Origin of the sequence: Aeromonas sp. QDB62, from assembly GCF_027705695.1 — a bacterium.
Classification (GTDB): Bacteria; Pseudomonadota; Gammaproteobacteria; order Enterobacterales; family Aeromonadaceae; genus Aeromonas; species Aeromonas allosaccharophila.
Genome location: NZ_JAPDCD010000016.1, coordinates 1 through 16,227 on the forward strand (window position 1 = coordinate 1; position 16,227 = coordinate 16,227).

Below are 16,227 nucleotides of genomic sequence, written 5' to 3' on the forward strand. Positions count from 1 at the left end.
TTGGTGGACTGGGATCCGTCCGCCTTCGATACCCGCATGTAGCCGATCAGCACCTTTTCACCCGTCACGTATACGTTCGATTATGTGACATTGTGTGCCGGAAAGCTCAGGCCGTCAAAATTCGTTACTTAACCCGTCATTCTGTCTAAGACACGCAAAGGGTCCGTCAGGCTCATAATGTGACAGAAATTCCGCGGGGATACCTTCCTTCGCGAAGGTGGCGCGCAACTGTTCCAGGGAAGCGGGGTCGCGCCTACCATAGGAAGCCAACGCGAACAGTGAGCGTGCCGTCTCGGGGTTGTGCCGCGCTTCAATGATGGCCTCGTCGATGGCCTGGACTGCACGCTGCCAGTGATTGATGGGTTCGGGCTTCGGCGTTTTCGTCGGCAGGCCACTGGTGAAACCTGTTTGGGGTTCTGACCAGAACAGCTTTGCCTGCTCGCCTGGCGGGCTGATGTCCCTCACCTCAATCAAGCTGATTGCCGTTGCCGCCGCCTCCAGCATCTGTAACCGTATTACCGGGTTCAAGGTTTCATACGGTCGCCACAAACTTTGCCCAGCACGCAGCGGATGCCCGCAGCCTTCCCAGACTTGGCGGAGATACCCCGCGCAGGTTCCGCACGCGGAAAGCGGGGTGTTCAGCTCATCGAGCAGCGTGCGAAGAAGTCGAAACCACAATCCGGCGTGGATGCGTCGGCGCGGCAGCTCCACGTGACCGGTCGTCAGTGCCTGCCAGGTACGCTGATCCATCGCCGCAATCGCGTCGCTGGCGGTGCGCGGTTCGGCGTCGGCGTTCTCCCAGCCGAGAAACCGCCCAGGCACTCCCCAATAGGATTCCAGCCAGCAGCCATGCAGCGGGCAGCTCAGCATCAGGGGCAGCTTCCAAGCGAGCAGTACGGCTTGGTTCTCTGGATCGTTTAGGCAGAGCGGACAGGCGCGGTGTATCGGCTGGCCGGGCAGCCAGGCACGCCAGCTCGTGATGGATCGTGTCTTTCGGCGGAGTCTTGGCAGCAGCACCGAGAGCTGAAATGCATAGGTTTCCAAGGCGTCTGGAATCTTGTCATCAAGGCTGTCCAGTAGCCAAGGCACCCATCCGGCGAAACTCATACAGCGCAGCCGGTCCAGCTCGATGCCGCTCCGCTGGGAGAGCATCGTCAGCAGCGACAGTGGTGGCGCAGTGTCCAAGTCATCGACCTGACCGTAGCCAAGATCGTGCTCCAGCAGCTCGGACAGTTCCATGTGATAGCAAAGGGCCACGCGGTTGAGCCACGAAGACAGGGCTTCGCCTTCCCTGGGAGCCGGATGCAATGGCCAGCGCAGCGCTGGCTTCACATCAGTTCCCGCTCGAATTGCCGACGCCGCTCGCTGGGTCCGGTGTAATCGGCCATGCCGAGCGTGCGGTGGTTGATCGCTTCCTCTCCGCTCTCCACGGCGGCGACGGCCGCTGCCATCAACAGGTGTGCCAACTCGCCAATGGTGCCCTCGCTACGCGTGAGCAGGTAGCGGGCCATATCCAGCGTGGCAATCGACGAAGGTCGCCGTAGCGGGAGCGAAGCCGCGAAGCTGGCCAGCAGTGAGCAGCAATCGTCGTTGGCCTCCCATACCGGCAGCAGCATCGGCTCGAACCGGTTCTCCAACTGATCGTCCGAACGGATGACCAGATAGGCGTCGCGTGTGCCGACCCCGGCCAGCGGAATGCGCAGCTCGTTGCCGAGAAAGCGCAGCAGGTTGAGAAATTCCCGGCGGTTGACGCTATTGCCGGCCAGGACGTTGTGCAGTTCGTCGATCACCAGCATACGCACACCGACCTTGCGCAGCAGTGCCAGAGCCAGTTGCTCCATTTCCGGCAACCGTGGGCGTGGGCGCAGCGGCGCGCCCATCGCGGCGAGCAGCGCGACGTAGAAGCGGATCACGGACGGCTCGGACGGCATCTGCACGACCAACACTGGGATGTACTCCTGGTCGGCGTCGGAGCTGGCCGGGTGGGTGCGGCGGAACTTCTCGACGATCATCGACTTGCCATTGTTGGTCGGGCCGACCAGCAGCAGGTTGGGCATGCGTTGCTTGTTTGGCCACGCATAAAGGGCTTCCAGCCGGTTCAGCGCCTCGACCGCGCGCGGATAGCCGATCCAGCGGTCGGCGCGAAGGCGCTGGATGCGCTCGTCCGCCGGCAGCCGAGCCAGCCCCTGCGCCGCCGGCAGCAGGTGGGACAGGTCGATGATGGGATATTGGTCCACGGCTACCACTCCTCAATCTGGTCGAACGGTTTGGCGGGCGGCAAGTTGTCTGCCTGCGGGTCGGCAATATCCGTATCCGGCGGAACGGGCTTGTCCGGCCGAGCTGATGTCTTGAGATGCTGGCGGCGATCCGCGTCACGCCGCGCCTTGCGTGTGGCCTTCTGCGCGCTGGTCACAATCTCACGCATCTGGCCGATCATGCGGAACAGCGCCGACTCATCCACCTGTTCGCGCCCTTGCTGCCGCAGTTTCGCCAGCGCCTGCCGTTGTTCCCACAAGGTGACAGCCGGATGTGACAAGGTACGGTAGGGAATTTCCAGGTAGTGCTGCCCCTCCGGTTCCAGCACCCAGATGCGGCTGATGTCGCGCTGGTCGCGCCGGATCAGGAAGGCGGGTAAACGGTCGCGCCGAGCGATCCACGGTTTGAGCGCGTCAGCGTAGTAGTGGATGTGGTCGATGACGAAGCCAGTGCGGGTCAGGGTGCGGCGGAGGATGGGCAGAAAATCGACCAGAAAAGCTGTGGCGCGAGTGACGACGGCCGGTACGCCGGCACGCGCCACGGCCTCGGCCCAGCGCGCGGCCGGCGGTTGGAGCAGGCCGTTGTGCACCGAACCGTGGTAGGTGCCGACCGCCAATGTGAGCCAGCGCTCTAGCTCGCGCAGCGTCAGGGCGGCCTTGTTTTCGGAATCGTAGTCGCCGCGCTGGTCAGGGTTGGAGAAGGTCGTTCCCGGCAGTTCGTCGTGAATCATCTGCATCGCCGTGCCGATGATCCGTTCCACGATGCCCCCATAGTGGGGCTGTCCCAGCGGGCGATAGTCCAGCCGGATGCCATGCTGCTCGCAGCCACGGCGCAGCGCTTCGCTCTTGAACTCGGCCGCGTTGTCCAAGTAAAGCAGTATGGGCTTGCCGCTCATCGGCCAGTCCATTTCCACGTTCAGCCCTTCCAGCCAGGGACGCTTGTCGCAGGCGATATGCGCCAGGCACAGACCGACCGAGACGGCAGACGGCGCTTCCAGCGTGACGACCATACCGAGCACGCAGCGGGTGAACACGTCGATGGCTAGGGTCAGGTACGGGCGGCCAATCGGTTGCCGGTCGCGCTCATCGACTACGATCAGGTCGATGACCGTATGGTCTATCTGCACCTGCTCCAGCGGCGCGGTCACGGCAGGAGGCTCGCCGCCAACACCTTGTAGGTCACGAGCGGCATCCTGGCCTTCCCGTCGGCGAATGACCTTGCGCGGGTCAAGGCTAGCGATCCGTAAGGCCACGGTATTGCGCGCCGGCACTCGCAGTTTTTGAGCCTTGCACACCTGAGTGACTTCGCGGTGAAAGGCCGCTAGGCTGCGCTTCTGCTTGGTCAGGAACCGCTTTTGCAGTAGCTCGTGGATGACGCGCTCGACCGGTTCCGGCAAGCGCCCCTTGCCTTTACCTCCACCGGACTGGCCGGGCACCAGATCCGTCACGAGGCCGCTGCCTTGCCGGGCACGCCGGATCAGAACGTACACCTGCCGCCGAGACAAGCCCAGCGCCTGAGCCGCCATATCGGCCGCTTCGTGCCCGACCGTCTCCGACTGCGCCAACGGGCCGATGATCTCCGCACGACGGCGCGCACGCTCCCAAGCCTCATCAGGCAGAGTGGCCACGCCTTGTTCTGGAATCCGTGGGGTGTCCGTCGCCATGCTCACCTCGCTTTGGTGCACACGAGTATTGAGCATAGTCGAGATTGGTGCAGATCACTTCTGATATTGAACTGTCAGGAGCTGGCTGCACAACAGCCATTATGCCCAATCAACTGGTGCAGTCGTCTTCTGAAAATGACAAAGGTGCCTATTTCGTGAGTGTCACTAGGGCTTGCCCTATTGACCGGGAGGAGACCATGGCACTGGTAGGTTATGCACGCGTGAGCACGGTAGGCCAGAGCCTGGATACCCAGCTTCAAGCGCTGGCCGAGTGCAGCAAGATTTTCCAAGAGAAGGTGAGCGGCGCCAGCGATGACCGGCCCCAACTCGCCCTGCTGTTGGATTGTGTGAATGAGGGGGATGTGGTGATGGTGACCAAGCTGGATCGCCTGGCACGCAACACTCGCCACCTGTTGGAAATTTCGGAGTACCTGCAACAGCGACAAGTGGCCCTGCGCATCTTGAACCTAGGCGTCGACACCTCAACCCCGACCGGCAAGTTGATGCTGACCATGATCGGCGCCATCGCCACCTTCGAGCGGGAGCTGATGCTGGAACGCCAAGCCGAGGGGATTGAGCTCGCCAAACGGCGTGGGGCCTACAAGGGCCGCAAGCCCACCGCGATGGCAAAGGGGCGCGAGGTGCTGGCGCTAGCCAAGCGAGGGTTACCCAGGGCCGAGATCGCGAGGCAGACGGGGATCAGCATTTCCAGCGTGCAACGCATCCTCAGGACAACAGAAAAATAATGCCGGGGTATCTCCTGGCGCATCGGATTCGTATTCAACACAAGGAAGAAAAATAATGAAAAAACATCATCATCTCTCGTTAATTGCCGCGTTGGTCCTCAGTGCTTGCGGCGGTGGCAGCGACAACAGCAGTAGTGATAATGGCGGCAATGGCGCTCCTGCCGATATCACCCTAACCGGTCGCGCCCTCTCCGGCGACTATCTGGCTGGGCAAGCCGCCTGCCTGGACCTCAACGCCAACCAGCAATGTGACAACGGCGAACCGCAGACCACCACCGACAGTCAGGGGCGTTTCAGCTTCACCCTGCCAGAAACGCAGCAAGCCGACGCCCGTCAGGCATGGGCTATTCTTGCTGCTCCTGCCACCTCGCTGAAGGCTGCTGCTCGGGCCGCCGCTACCCCAACCCTGTTCGGTTACGTTGACGGTGCCGAGTTTGTGGTCAGCCCCTATACCCACGATTTGGTCACCCGAACCGACCCTGAGCAGCGCAAGACCCACTATCAATCCAGCATCGCCACCAAGGAGAAACAACTGATTGCCAGCGAGCTGGGACTGACGACTCAAGAGGCCAGCGAACAGAAGCTGTTTGGCGACTATCTGGCGGCGGGTGACGAACACAGTGCGGCCCTGGCTGAAGAGGCAGCCACCAAAGAGCAGCAACTCGTTGAGGCAAGCACCCTGCAAGCCAAGCTGGCGGCGGCCCTTGCCACCAGCAACCCGCAAGGATGGCAATCGGTCACGGTTAGCATTCGCAACCTGCGCGAGTACAACCGCAATCAGGACATCTGGCAGCTAATCCGCCTGCAAGAGGTTGTCTACACCAAACGGGTTGAGGCCATCGAGACGACCCGCACCGAGAGCACCCGCTGGCTGCTCGATGAGCAGGGAGGCTACGATGCCCAGCAGCCACTGCGCCGCTTTATCGACGAGGAGCACAAGAACTGGGACAGCAAGCAATATAGCCTGCACTCCGCTTGGGACTGGACCTACGACGAGAGCGGCAATGCCACCGTCAAAGGCGAGAGTATCCGCAGCGGCACCTTCAGTCAGGATGCGAATGGTCTCTACAGCTACCACACCACGGAGTTCACCAACGAGGGCACGCCCGTTCCCCATGACACGGCCCCGTTGCCTGAGGATAGTTATTGCGAAGGCTTCGACATCCAGGCCGAGTTCGCCCGCTGGCAAGCCAATCCAAGCCTGACGGCGCTCGACCAGTGTGTAGGCAATGTCCTGCAAAGCGATGACCAGGAGAACCTCGACAGCCAGGGCGCATGGACACAGCACCGCGCCCTGACCTTCTGGCTCAGAGGGGAAGACCCCATCAATCCCAATGGCCCCCCCAGCAGCTACGAAACCCGCACCAGCGTTGTCACTGTGCAAGGGGATACGCAGTTTGTGAACCAACTGGATAACCAGGCTCTGACCATCAACGCCCCAGCGTTGGGTCAGTCTCCCTTCAACCTCACCCGCGATGACAAGCTGAGCCATACCGGTGACAGCGCCATCAAATTGGCCCAGCCGATTTGTGGCGGGTGCGCGGCGACCGAACTCGACAGCAGCATCCCCGGCTTTGGCAAGGTCGAGCTGCAAAACTACAACCCGACCCGCTGGCGCTCGCTGGCCGGGGCCTATCTGGAGCAGGATCACCAGAAGCAGGCGAATGGCTTCACCCTCGCTAATCGCTTCTACCAGTTGGATGTACAGCAGCCTGATGGGCTGACCAAGCCATTGTTCTTGAAATACGCGGGCAATAGCACGCCGTTTATGACTCAGGACTGGCAGTTTGATAGTGCCAGCCAGACCCTGACTGCCACCCATCACTACACCCCCGTTGCCGACCTTGCCGATGTCTGGCCACTGCCACACCAGGTCATGCAAGGTGACGCGTTGGAACTGAAGGCAACCGTCAAGCTCGTGCAATCCAACGGCTTGCCCAGCGCCACGCAGACCACGGCGGTTGATGGCGGTAATGCCATCAGCACGCCCACTTTCGCAGAAGGGCTCTTCAGCTCGCCGCTGCGCTGGAGCGTGCAGAGCAGCGATACCAGCCCAGATGGCCAAGAGTTCGCCGAACTGCTGTTTGGCACCGCGCCGCTGAGCTTCAAGGCCAGCCGTGAGGCGGGTATCAGCCAGGGTATCTGTGGCGGCGACCCCGCCACCGTGCGTCAGGAATTGCTGTTCGCACCGGTTGGCGGGGACATGGTAGTGAGCGTGGTCTGCGATGGTGTCGATGTGGCGCAGCAATATCTGCTGCGCGTGACCACACCGTTCAACGGCACAACCTTCCAGGCAGAGCTGCAATTCTTTGCCGATGGCGCCAACATCTACCGGGAGGCCCCATTCGAGCGTACCCAGCTCACCTTCACCAAACAGTAAGCCTCACTCGTTCGACAACATAAATCCCACAGGGCGTCACCACATGGTGACGCCCTTTTTCATTTTCAGTTCATAAGGAACCGCTATGACCATGCCCCCTCTCAACCTCGGCGACCACCTCGCCGTCCAGCGCCTCGGCTACAGCCACCACGGTCTCTATGTCGGCGACAGGCAGGTGATCCACTACCAGGGACCGTTTGCCAACGATGACCGGACAGGCCAAATCGTTCTGTGCTCGCTCGATGATTTTCACAGCGAGCAGCCGCTACAGGTGCTCTCTCACCCAAGCCGTCCGTTCAGTCCGGAAGAGTGCGTGGCACGGGCGTTCTCCCGCTTGGGCGAGCAGGACTATCACCTGCTCTTTAACAACTGCGAGCACTTTGTGCAGTGGTGCATTGAGGACCGGCACAGCTCACCCCAGGTGAACCAGGCCACCACCGCCCTCGCGGCCACCGGCAGCCAGTTGCTTAAATCCAGCCAAGGCAGTCAGGCCATCACCAGCGCCTTGATGGGGGCCTCCGCCAGCTTGGCCAGCGTTCCGGCGACCAGCAGCACCATCTTGTCTGTCACCGCCATCAGCGCCCCGGCATGGGCACCGCTGGCCGTGGGCGTTGCGGTCGCCTATGGCACACACCGGTTATTTAAATGGCTCACCGATGACTAACCCCTTCATTCATCGCTCAACCACTTCATCACCACGCAAGGAAAAATCCCATGACCATCATCTTCAACCAGGACGGTATCAGCCTGCCCGTGAGTCAGGCGCTGCTGATCCTGCTCAACCAAGAAGCAGAGCGTACCAACCTCGACCTGGTGCGTTGCACCCAGCTCACCTTCCACTTCCGCAACCCCGGTTACAGCGCCGAGCAAGGCGGCGTTCATCCGGTCGAGATCCGCTTGGTACGTGGTCTCGACGATTGGCTGTTCGATTACGTCACTGATTTCAGCTATCAGGGGCTGGGGCAAGATGCGGAGCTTTGTAAAGAGCTTGATTTCAACTTCCTCGACGGCGAGCACGTTATGCAGGGCTGGGGGCCGCTCCGGCTGGCAGAGGCGCGAGAGCTGTTCGCGCTGTGGCAGCGCAACTTCATCGCCTACTGCGGACTGGAGTGCTTCAGCGTCACCGTCAGCGGGAACTAGGAAGTATCGGTAATCCGCTGACCCACTCACCGCAATCCCCCCTTTATCGCAAAAAAGCACACCCCACCGGCCCCCATCGGCCAGTGGGGCGAACGCTTTGGAGGATCAATCATGTTGCATCAGAAACTCACCGCCGGGGAGCAACCCGGCACCTATCGGGTGACCGACTTAGTCACCGACGACGACTTGCTCACCATCGCCCAGGCGTTGGCCCGCCAGAAGCTCGCCAAAGGCGTAGCCCTCACCGACAAGCATCTGGCCCACCAAGCGCTACAAGGGCTGCTGCAAACGCGGGATCGCGAAGTGTTCGCCGCACTGTTCCTCGATAACCAGCACCGGATCTTGGCCTACGAGGAGCTGTTTCTCGGCACCCTCTCCGCTGCGACTGTCTACCCCCGCGACGTGGTCAAGCGGGCGCTGCACCACAATGCCGCCGCGCTGATGCTGGTCCACAACCATCCCTCAGGTTACCCAGAACCCAGCCGTGCAGATATCGAGACCACTCAGCGACTGCAAAGCGCCCTAGCGCTGGTCGATATCCGCACGCTGGATCATCTGGTGGTGGGGGCGGAGGGCGTGGTGTCGCTGGCAGAGCGTGGGCATTTGTAACGGTTACGCCAGTCAAGAGGTCCGCTTGGGACACGGGTGATAAACCAGGGTCCAGCGGTGACCTGTATGACGACCGAACATCAATTGGAGTAAAGAACATGAGCACGATAGGCAGTTGGGGATTACATACCCAGGTTCAACCCCGTTTTGGCGCACGGGCCATTGTCGAACGAAGCGGAGTCTCCCTACTCTGGGATCGCAGCGGCGTCTATGGCAATGCTGACGACCAGTGGCTCACCGACATCGACACCGTTTTACCGGGGTTTATTGAGCGCCTTGGCAGCCTCTTTCGGCAAGGGGAATTGCTGAGCGACCAGGACAAATTGGTGACATTGAGGCAAGGGGAATGGGTCTGCCTGGCCAATCCAAGGGCCAGCTATGGTTACCTCTATCTGGATGTCTACCGGCAAGCAGACGACAGTGCTCGAGCCACAGAGGCGTAAAGCCGACACAGAGGGTGCCCTTGCACTGAAACTGACTAGCTGAAATTCAACCATTTAGCGGTAGCAACTACATGAGAAGAGCCAGACCGATTGAACTCGGTCTGGCTCTTCTTTTTTTCACCTGCGCGATGCGCGGCTCAGTAAATGGGGGGATCTAGCCCAATTACTTCACCACCGCCATCAACTTGCCGAAACTATCGACCACGTCGTACTTCACATTTTCCGGAGCGAAGCGGCGGTTCATCTCGTCGAAGAACTTGCGGGCGCATTTGATCTTGGTTTTCTCGATCTCCCGTAGATCCATTGACGATATAGATCCCTTGGTTTCGGCCACGAAGTAGATGTGCTTGACCGACCCTTCCTTGAACGAGATAGCCCAGTCGGGGTTATAGTCGCCGACTGGCGTCGGGATCAAGAAGCCACGGGGCAGCTTGGCGTAGACCACCACTTCATTACTCGCATCCAGTTCTTTGACGAACTCCCGTTCGATGTTGGAATCCGTCACCACATAGTCGTAGATATGCCGCTTGAGCTTCTCTCCGGCCTTGCTGAAATCCTGCTTGCTCTGGCCGGTCGTGAAGATATCCAGCTCGAACTTGTCTTCCGTCGGGTCATAGGCCAAGTGCTCGATGATCACCGTGGCTTTCTGCTCGTTGATGAGGCGAATGGCCTCAGCGATAAAGCTCTCCGGGTTGGTCCTAAACTGAGCAAACACATCGGCATCGAGTCCCTTGAGCATCTGTGCGACAGTGCGACGGGTGAGCTGCGTCCCCTCTGCCAGCTTGCCGATCAGGTCGTATTTCACCGCAGAATGGATAGAGGTGTGGTTGGCCTGGGTTTCTGTACTCTTCAACTTAAAAGCGGTGCCTTCCTGAAGACCATCGTAGGTAACCGAACCAATCTGCTCACCCTGCTGGATGGTGTATTGCAACGGCGTGACCTTCAATCCGTTTGAGCCCTTGCTGTTAAGCACCGCAATCGTCTTCTGCACCAACTCGTCCGAATCGAACTCGACGGTGTAGGCTGCCTTGCGGTTGATGCGATCCCAGAGAGCCTTGAATTCCTGCTTCTCAAAGTTGGCGTTGAGTGGATTCTGCTTCGGGCGGCGGTCATCCCCAATATCGGGCAACTGGCTCTCGCTAAAGACACCGTCCACCAGCTTGAATACCTGTTCACCGAGCGGGGCCAGCTCCTCTGGCAAATCGGCCAAGGCGTGATTTTTTTTGGCTTGGTGGTACTTCTCGGTCACGTTGCGCTTCTTGTCCACATAGCCGTTTTGGATCAGATAGAACTCGATATCGCTCGCCTGGTCTTCCGTCACGACAACCGACCCCGTTGGTGTAGTGACCATTTTTCCAGTGAAGAATGCCTTATCCGCAATGCGTGGTCGTGCCGACAGAGATTCACTGATATCTCGTTGCAACGCTGCCACGAAGTCTTTGTAACTCTCACTGGCCACCACCGTCAGCACGTTGATGTCGTGAACGGTGGCCGGATGATCCATCCGGTCCCCATTCTGATTGACCGCCAGGCGCAAGCCACGGCCCACTTCCTGACGGCGCGAAATCGTATTGTCGCTGTGCTTGAGGGCGCAGATCACAAACACGTTGGGGTTGTCCCAACCCTCGCGCAGGGCCGAGTGCGAGAAGATAAACCGCACCGGCTCAGCCAGCGACAACAGCCGCTCCTTGTCTTTGAGGATCAAATCGTAGGCGTCCACATCATCGGACTGGCCCGCATTCTCGCCGCGAGCCGCCACCTTGGAATCAACGTCACGTTTGGTCTTCTTGTCGATAGAGAAATAGCCGTTATGGGTTTTCTCAGCCGGAATGCCTTTCAGATACTGGGTGTAGGGCGTCTCATAGCGCAGCAGATCCTTCAGATAGAGCGCGTACTCTTCTTCAAAGATCCGGGCGTACTCGCCTTTCTCATCGCTGGCACTGTAATCACGATACTTGGCCACCTCGTCGATGAAAAAGAGCGTCAGGACTTTCACCCCTTGGCTAAACAGCACCATCTCCTTGTCGAAGTGGGCCTTGATGGCTTCGCGGATCTGGATCTGGCGCAGCGTTCTTTCATCCACATCACCCATGGCATCGCCCACCACCAGCTCAACACCATTGGTAAAGCTCAAGGTATCGCTGTTGGCATTGATGTCAGAGACCACGAATCCATCGCGATACTGCTCAAGCTCATTGGACAGATCGAACAGGTTGTCGCCCTTGCCGAGCTTGCGGGTGACCCGCTTGATATTACCGCCAGCCAGCTTTTGCTCGAACTCCACCACCGCCACCGGCGGCTTTTTGTTTGAAATCTCAATGGCCTGCAAATAGAGGTAAGCATGGGTGCCCGCCAGCCCCTTCACCGAGATACCGCGCACCGCTATCTTCTTCACCAGTTTCTGGTTGTAGGCATCGAGCGCATCGAGCCGGTGGATCTTGTTGTGCGTGGTCTTGTGTGTGGCGGAGTAACGCAGCACCATCAAGGGGTTGAAATTCACCAGCGAATCCAGCGTCTTGCCGCCTTCCATCTTCTGCGGCTCATCCAGGATCAAGATGGGGCGGTTGGCGCTGATCACATCGATCGGTCGGCGCGACTGGAAATCATCGAGCACTTCGTAAATGCGGCGGTTATCCTTGCCGGTCGCATTGAACGCCTGTACGTTGATCACCATCACATTGATACCGGCGTCCGATGAAAAGCTCTCCAGATGATGCGGCTCTTTGGAGTTGTAGATAAAGAAGCGGGCCTTCTTGTGATAGGTCTCCAGGAAGTGATCTGCCGTTATCTCCAGCGACTTGGCCACCCCTTCGCGAATGGCGATGCTGGGCACCACGATGATGAACTTGCTCCAGCCGTATTGCTTGTTGAGCTCAAACATCGTCTTGATGTAGCAGTAGGTCTTGCCCGTCCCGGTTTCCATCTCGATGTCGAGGTTCAGCTTGGCTACCTTGGTCTTGACCAAGGCATCTGACAGCGGCAAGTTCTGTGCCCGCTGCACCTGATGGATATTGTCCAACAGAGCGGTATCGCTAAGCGTGAGATCGGCGTTTTTGAAGCCACCGCCCACCGCAAAGAGATCTTCTGTTCCTTTCTTGGCTTTACCAGGATCGATACGGTAACTCATGGCGGCAGCGGAGGCCGGGAGTTGTCCCTTAAAGATATCGACGACCGCCTGCACCGCATGGGCCTGATAGGGCTGGTGTTTAAATTTGAGTTTCATGCTTATCCTACCAATGCTTCAAGCTCACCGAGCCAGCCGTCAAACAGCGGGCACTGCGCCCGCATCTGGGGAATACCGATCCGCTCGGCAATGGCGATCCCTTTCGTGGTTTTGGCAAACGCCCCCTTTGGGGACCAACCATCCAGCCGTTTGGAGGGGGCGGTGGTCGGGCCGTTATTGATTGCCTCTGGTTCACCACACTCGGCGAGCACACGCCGGACCTGCTCCTCGGCAATGCCCAACTCGTCAGCCAGAATGGCGCTGTCACTAAACAGCAGCGCCTCAAACTCGTGCATCGCCATATAGGGGATAAAACGCTGTTCGGCTTGCTGGGCCGCAAACTTACCGATCACCTCGGCCTTGGTCGCTTGGTTCAAATGCGCGGCGATGATGGCTGGGGACTGCCGCTTGGGTACGTTCTCAAGACCGGGCCACTCCTTGATACCGTAGTAATCCACCAGCGTGGTGACGTAGGTATCGGGCCGCTGCTTCAGAAAGCCCTCAATGTCATTGATGGCACGGCTAAAACGTACATCGCCCCCTTTCTGGCCCGGTTTGCTTACCTGGGTCGCCTGAATATAAATCTGCTTATCGGCCAGATAAGGCGCTAGCAGCTTCTCAACGAAGATCTGCTCGCTGCGCCCCTCCACCACCGCATAGACCTCAATGTAATCACTCATAGCGCGGGCCTCCGGCGATCACATTCTTGGTCCAAAGCTCACCCACCGAGTAGTTTTCCAGCCAGTGGGCATAGTCCTGCTCGCTCAGGCGCTCGAAGGTCGAAGCGCCCCCTTTACGATTGGCGACCACGATATCCTCAATGGCAAATTGATCGAGCAGAGCCGGAGATTGGGTCGCCACGATCACCTGGGTACGCTGGGCAGCCTGTTGGATCAGCTCCGCCAGAATGACGATGGCTGCTGGGTGCAGCCCAAGCTCAGGCTCGTCGATGATGATGGTGGAGGGAGGATTGGGTTGCAGCAGGGCCGTCGCCAGACAGATAAAGCGAATAGAGCCATCGGAGAGATGGTAAGGCTGCATGGGGTAGTCAGACCCTTGTTGCAGCCAGCTCAGATTAACCTCTTCCCGTGCGCCGCTAGTGCGTGGCTCAAGAATAAAGTCATCAAAGAAAGGGGTGACGAGGCGCACCGCCTCGACGATCGCCCGATAGTCATCCCCATGCTGATCGCGCAATTTAAGCAAAAAGGCGCCGATATTGGCGGCGTCCATGCGCAGCACCTTGTTGTCCTGCACGATTTCGTAATTGCGCATCCCCGCGCTCTGGCTAGTGTCATGGAAGTGATAAACCTGCCAGGAGGAGATCGCGTTATACACGGGACGCGAGAAAGGCGCATCCGCCTTATTTTCCAGCACTTCGGCAACCATTTTTGACTTGCCGTCGTTACTGTCCCCCAGCATCCACCAGCCGGAAGAACTCCCGGCGTAGTAACGAGCCTCGGATTCAAGCGCACAGTCATCACCGGGGGTTGGCACCAGGGTAAAGCGGTAGCCACGAGTACCAAAATGGGTCTCAAAAAACATCGACGATGTGACTTTGCGGCCATTAAACAACAGGTCACCCGCCCCGCCGCTATCGCGGACAAAACGGTTGAGGTTGCCATCCATCAGGGCACGCAGCATCCGAAAGAAGGCGATCAGGTTGCTCTTGCCTGCGCCGTTGGCCCCGACAATCACGTTAAGGCGTTTGAGCTCAAGCTGCTCCAGTGCCTCAATGGATTTAAATCCCCGAATGGTCAGACGATCCAATGCTGTGCCCGTCGTCGGATTAGTTGGCATGTCGCCCTCCTTAAATACACTTCACGTCGGTGGCGGGCGACAGCAGCTTGAAGATCTGCTCCACGTTGATCTTGACCGCACTGCTGTTAAAGCCCGCATCACGGAACACCACCCGCAGCGGCTGACGCTGGGCCAACGCCTTCACAAACGTCTCATCGATACCGCCGTTAGCGTCGAAGCAAGCCGCTAGCGCCATCTGGGTGTCATTGCCATCGACCAAGAACACCTCTTTGCCCTGCACCACTTCCTTGATGATCGGTAGCGCCAGATCAACGCCCCAATCCAGCATCACCTGGAACAACAGATCTTCCGTCGTGCGATCCGGCTTGATGTTCTCCACAAACAGATCGAGGTTGGCTTTATCCAGCGCATCGGGCGTGTAATAGACATCGGCCATATTGGAGGAGTCGATCTTGAGGACACGGAATCCCAAATCACGCTTATCACCATTTTCTTGCGCACGAAGCTCTTCTGCGACATTTCGAATCCGTTTAAGCCCCATTTCGAAAATGGAGGCCATACCCTTTTCGGGCGTGGGCAGGGGCTCGGCAATTTGCACCCCGATAAAGCGGCGGTTACCGCCATCTTCGGCGTTCTGCTTAAGCACTGCGTGCGCGGTGGATGCACTACCGCTGAAAAAGTCGAGCACGATGTCACCGTCATTGGGCTGCCCTGCTAGTTGCAGCACCCGTTGCAGCAACTCAACAGGTTTTACCGAATTCAGCACGTTTTCGGTGTGCTCAAATTGCACGTATTTAAGGAGCGCCTTCTTGGCATCCTGTGTGTGGCCAACTTCTTTGTATGACCAGAAGGTTTGTGGGGTTCGACCTTGTTTAACTTCAGTCAAGAAACGCTTGAGACGAGGCATATTGTTGCCGTCAGCCCCCCACCAGATACGGGCTTCCTGATCAAGCCGCTCAAAGTTTTCTTTGCTAACGCGCCAATACATTCCTTTACCAGGCCCTTCGATAACACGGCCTGATGGGCAGACAACAGAATAGGTTCCATCGCCATAATAATTACGCGCTTGCAGATCTCCCGAAGTCCAAGAGCCGCGTGGATCGTTATCCGGGTTCTTGTACCGAGCAATCATCTCATCCGTCTGTGGCAAAAGATTTGGAGCCCAATTTTCAGCTGATTTTGCGTATACAAGTACATAGTCATGGTCTTCTGAAAACCAACGAGCACTATTTTTGGGTGAGAAGACCTTCTGCCAAATTACTTGCGCAATAAAGTTATCTTCACCAAAGACTTCACTGCACACCTTGCGCAGGTTATCGACTTCGTTATCGTCGATGGAAAGGAAGATAACGCCGTCATCTTTGAGTAGGTTACGTGCCAGCCGAAGCCGGGCATAGATCATGCTCAGCCAGTCAGAGTGAAACCGGCCGTTGGCTTCCGTGTTCGCAACCAGTCGTGCGCCCTGTTCATTGACCTGATTGGATTGCATCAAGTAACTGCCCACGTCGTCGCTGTAATCATCGTCGTAGATAAAATCGCGCCCCGTGTTGTAGGGCGGGTCGATATAGATCAGCTTAACCTTGCCAAGATACGTCTCCTGCAACAGCTTGAGCGCATCGAGGTTATCTCCCTCGATAAACAGGTTCTGGGTGGTATCAAAATCGACGCTCTCGTTGCGGCAGGGGCGCAGTGTCTTGGCAATGGGCGCGTTGGCTGCGAGCAAGGCTTCGCGCTTGCCCGGCCAGTTAAGGTGATAACGCTCCTGCGGGCCTTCAATAATCGACTCGGAAAGCTCTTGTCGCAGCTGATCAAAATCCACAGTCAGCTTTACGCTGCCATCTTTACCCTTAGCTTCAGTGACGCACCCCGGGAACAGATCGCGAATGCGGGTGATATTGTCCTGCGAGAGATTGGGCGAGTGCATTTTCATTTTTTCCAAGTTCTTTTCCTCTTGACGCCGCCCTTGTTAGAAAAATGCTCGGCGGTTCACTTGTTCAATTTCGTTTGTG

Annotated in this window: 13 protein-coding genes; 6 read left to right on the plus strand and 7 right to left on the minus strand. The window is 58.3% G+C overall.

Annotated elements, in window-relative coordinates; genetic code table 11:
• Window positions 1-114: 114 nt before the first annotated feature.
• The 3 genes from OKC27_RS09745 to OKC27_RS09755 are packed head-to-tail and all read right to left on the minus strand — an operon-like array spanning window position 115 to window position 3,919.
• Window positions 115-1,332 carry a TniQ family protein gene (locus OKC27_RS09745; protein ID WP_270806198.1) on the minus strand — a complete coding sequence of 406 codons (1,218 nt, stop codon included), beginning with the start codon at window positions 1,330-1,332 and terminating at the stop codon, window positions 115-117.
• The gene (locus OKC27_RS09750) at window positions 1,329-2,237 is read right to left on the minus strand and encodes a TniB family NTP-binding protein (RefSeq protein ID WP_043851122.1); all 909 of its coding nucleotides are present in this window, start codon (window positions 2,235-2,237) and stop codon (window positions 1,329-1,331) included. The genes OKC27_RS09745 and OKC27_RS09750 overlap by 4 nt, the downstream gene beginning before the upstream one ends.
• Before the next feature lie 2 nt (window positions 2,238-2,239).
• On the minus strand, window positions 2,240-3,919 hold the full coding sequence (locus tag OKC27_RS09755; protein WP_043851131.1) for a Mu transposase C-terminal domain-containing protein: 1,680 nt from the start codon (window positions 3,917-3,919) through the stop codon (window positions 2,240-2,242).
• Window positions 3,920-4,116: 197 nt separating this feature from the next.
• Between OKC27_RS09755 and OKC27_RS09765 the strand changes: the two genes are divergently transcribed.
• The 6 genes from OKC27_RS09765 to OKC27_RS09790 all read left to right on the plus strand — a co-directional run bounded on the left by OKC27_RS09765 (window position 4,117) and on the right by OKC27_RS09790 (window position 9,237).
• Window positions 4,117-4,665, plus strand: coding sequence for a recombinase family protein (locus OKC27_RS09765; RefSeq protein ID WP_043851123.1), 549 nt, complete (start codon window positions 4,117-4,119; stop codon window positions 4,663-4,665).
• Window positions 4,666-4,720: 55 nt separating this feature from the next.
• Window positions 4,721-7,045: a hypothetical protein gene (locus OKC27_RS09770; protein ID WP_043851124.1), complete on the plus strand. Its 2,325-nt coding sequence runs from the start codon at window positions 4,721-4,723 to the stop codon at window positions 7,043-7,045.
• A gap of 85 nt (window positions 7,046-7,130) precedes the next feature.
• Window positions 7,131-7,709: a lecithin retinol acyltransferase family protein gene (locus tag OKC27_RS09775; RefSeq protein WP_052497078.1), complete on the plus strand. Its 579-nt coding sequence runs from the start codon at window positions 7,131-7,133 to the stop codon at window positions 7,707-7,709.
• Window positions 7,710-7,759: 50 nt separating this feature from the next.
• The gene (locus tag OKC27_RS09780; RefSeq protein ID WP_043851125.1) at window positions 7,760-8,185 is read left to right on the plus strand and encodes a DUF2787 domain-containing protein; all 426 of its coding nucleotides are present in this window, start codon (window positions 7,760-7,762) and stop codon (window positions 8,183-8,185) included.
• A 111-nt stretch (window positions 8,186-8,296) separates the two neighbouring features.
• Window positions 8,297-8,794: a RadC family protein gene (gene radC, locus OKC27_RS09785; protein ID WP_043851126.1), complete on the plus strand. Its 498-nt coding sequence runs from the start codon at window positions 8,297-8,299 to the stop codon at window positions 8,792-8,794.
• 98 nt (window positions 8,795-8,892) lie between these two features.
• Window positions 8,893-9,237, plus strand: a complete 345-nt coding sequence (locus OKC27_RS09790; protein ID WP_024945959.1) for a type IV toxin-antitoxin system YeeU family antitoxin — start codon at window positions 8,893-8,895, stop codon at window positions 9,235-9,237.
• Between the two features lie 163 nt (window positions 9,238-9,400).
• Here the strand turns inward: OKC27_RS09790 and OKC27_RS09795 are convergent, their stop codons facing one another.
• Genes OKC27_RS09795 through OKC27_RS09810 form a run of 4 tightly spaced genes read right to left on the minus strand, consistent with a single transcriptional unit; the run spans window position 9,401 to window position 16,148 of the window.
• Window positions 9,401-12,460, minus strand: a complete 3,060-nt coding sequence (locus OKC27_RS09795; protein ID WP_024945960.1) for a type III restriction-modification system endonuclease — start codon at window positions 12,458-12,460, stop codon at window positions 9,401-9,403.
• Between the two features lie 2 nt (window positions 12,461-12,462).
• On the minus strand, window positions 12,463-13,140 hold the full coding sequence (locus OKC27_RS09800; protein WP_024945961.1) for a DUF4276 family protein: 678 nt from the start codon (window positions 13,138-13,140) through the stop codon (window positions 12,463-12,465).
• Window positions 13,133-14,257 carry an AAA family ATPase gene (locus OKC27_RS09805; RefSeq protein WP_024945962.1) on the minus strand — a complete coding sequence of 375 codons (1,125 nt, stop codon included), beginning with the start codon at window positions 14,255-14,257 and terminating at the stop codon, window positions 13,133-13,135. The genes OKC27_RS09800 and OKC27_RS09805 overlap by 8 nt, the downstream gene beginning before the upstream one ends.
• 10 nt (window positions 14,258-14,267) lie before the next feature.
• The gene (locus OKC27_RS09810) at window positions 14,268-16,148 is read right to left on the minus strand and encodes a site-specific DNA-methyltransferase (protein WP_232093650.1); all 1,881 of its coding nucleotides are present in this window, start codon (window positions 16,146-16,148) and stop codon (window positions 14,268-14,270) included.
• Window positions 16,149-16,227: the final 79 nt, after the last annotated feature.